This window comes from Glycomyces sp. NRRL B-16210, from assembly GCF_000719515.1.
Taxonomy (GTDB): domain Bacteria; phylum Actinomycetota; class Actinomycetes; order Mycobacteriales; family Micromonosporaceae; genus Glycomyces.
The window spans coordinates 1-658 of sequence record NZ_JOGR01000026.1 but is presented as its reverse complement, the minus strand read 5'-3'; the positions used below and the strand labels follow the sequence as shown (position 1 = coordinate 658).

1 protein-coding gene is annotated in these 658 nt (G+C 57.0%); it reads right to left on the bottom strand.

Translation table 11 applies throughout. From position 1 onward, the window contains the following. A partial coding sequence (locus tag IF12_RS0122385) for an NTP transferase domain-containing protein (protein WP_030162563.1) occupies positions 1-658 on the bottom strand: 658 nt, incomplete at its 3' end.

Below are 658 nucleotides of genomic sequence, written 5' to 3'. Positions count from 1 at the left end.
CGAAGTCGATTTCGATGACGTTGTGCTGCGAGATGTCGACCGCCTCGAACCGCACCCCGTCCTTACCGATCGCCAGCTCGATACCCCGCTCGAAATAATCCTGATCCTCAACCTCGACCAGACGCTTCGCCACCACCGCACGATCATCGGCAGAGACATAATTGATCCCCACCGCCTCACCCAACGCACCCTCCGACACCGTCTTCGACAACGACGCGATGTACCCGTCAGCACCCAACGTGTACTTCACCTCCTCATCAGAGACCTTCGCCGTATTCACCGACACGAACGACCGATCCATCGCGATATGCGGCAACAGCACATCCAACACCTGCGGATCGAACACCACGTCACCGTTCAACCACAACACCCCGCCAGGACCCAGAATCGTCAACGCCTTCAACAGACTCTTCGACGTGTTCGTATCCCCGTACGCCTGGTTGTAAATGAACCCCACATCAGGCACCTCCTCCATGATCATCTCCTTCTTGAACCCCACCACCAGATGAATCGAATGACGAGAGAACCGCGAAGTCAACAACCGCAGCGAACGACCCAAAATCGTCTCACCAGTACTCAACGGCGTCAACGGCTTCGGATGCGGCCGCCCCAACCGCGAACCGACACCAGCCGCCAAAATGACAATATTCGTGGACAC